The sequence below is a fragment of the Nocardia sp. NPDC101769 genome, from assembly GCF_044766925.1.
Classification (GTDB): Bacteria; Actinomycetota; Actinomycetes; order Mycobacteriales; family Mycobacteriaceae; genus Nocardia.
Map to the genome: position 1 here is coordinate 1 of NZ_JBIWMX010000146.1, position 1,400 is coordinate 1,400.

1 pseudogene is annotated in these 1,400 nt (G+C 65.7%); it reads left to right on the forward strand.

Annotated elements, in window-relative coordinates:
* Positions 1-599: 599 nt before the first annotated feature.
* Positions 600-1,020, forward strand: a pseudogene (locus tag ACIRRA_RS46045) (transposase); the annotation flags it as partial.
* Between the last annotated feature and the right edge of the window lie 380 nt (positions 1,021-1,400).

Genomic DNA, 1,400 nt, shown 5'->3' on the forward strand with positions numbered 1-1,400 from the left:
TAGATCCGGGCTCGCCGCGCCCAGTTGCTCGGACAGGAGCTTGCCCGGGTCGATAGGCTCAATATTGGTCATCGCGTGGTCTTCTTCCTTCGGAATGACTTGGTAGGTCTTCTGAAGGATCACGCGGTGGCCACCCTGCTGTCCGGGGATTGCAACAAGCTCAGCATCCAATGCTGCTGCTACACCACGCTATTGGACGCAACCCGGCGTCTCCCGGATCAGGCTGTCCCCAGCTTCATCCAGCCGCTGCGACGGCCGGAAGGCGAAGGTCTCTCACCTCCGCTCGACTTCAAGCGCCTCGTGGCGCACGTGATCTTCGGCCCAGTCGTCTCCGACGAACAGCACCGTCAATTCTCCTGTACCTCAACCGATGTCGTGACAGCGGCAGCGTTCGGGAGAACTCTCGGCGCCCTAATGAATCAGTGCTCACGCCGCGGCGGCGGGCACGACATCCCATCAGCGATCCATCCCCCCGGTCGACCGGCGGGGGCACGATCTTTTTTCAGGACTCGATGTCCCGGGGGCAAAAGAGTGCTCACCCGCCAGCCGCTACCGGCAGCGAGTCTGCCGCATCGGCGGACCCGCTACATCTCATTAGGGGGCCTTTGACCGGGCCGAGTCCGGTCGATCGGGGCAAACCCGGCTCGAAGATCCACGTGCTGTCTGAGCGTGCGGGAATCCCTGTGTCGGTGGAGGTTTCGGCGGCCAACACCAACGATGTCGAGGCACTGAAACCGTTGGTGAAGGCCGTACCCGCGATCCGGTCGCGGCGTGGTCCACGCCGCCGTCGGCCCGGCAAGCTTTACGCCGACAAGGCATACGATTCCGCCGAATCGCGTCGTTGGCTGCGGGCGCGCGGGAACGTTGCCCGGATCGCCCGCAAGGGCATCGAATCCTCGCAGCGCCTCGGACGCCACCGCTGGGTGATCGAACAGACGATGTGCGCCGCGAAAGCGGCGGTTCGTATCCCCGGTGCAGCCGGGAGGGACTTGGAGGGAGGTTCTTGGGCCGAAAGGCTAACGGGACAAGAGCATGCCAGAGAATCCGGTGACCGGGCCCAGTGGTCTTCGGCGCCGATGTTGGTTCTCCTCCAAGTCGACCGGTGCTCGGAGACGACGTCGAGCACCTGCGGCGCGACGCTGGTGATCCACTGCGCCGCTGCGCGCAGCGGGGTTCAATGCACGGGCGATGGCCTGTCGTTGGAGGACTCGCCCGTCGGCCGGCCTGTCGTCACAACGATCCACTGCCGGTATCACGACGTGGCAAATCCGGTGGCTCGCCCGCTCGAGCGGGCGAGCCATCGGTGTCAGCCCTTGGCGCTGCCGCTGCTGCTACCGCCGGCCGAGCCGGTGGGCAGCTTCGGCACTCGCAGGACCGGGTCCGGGACACCGGCGCCATTG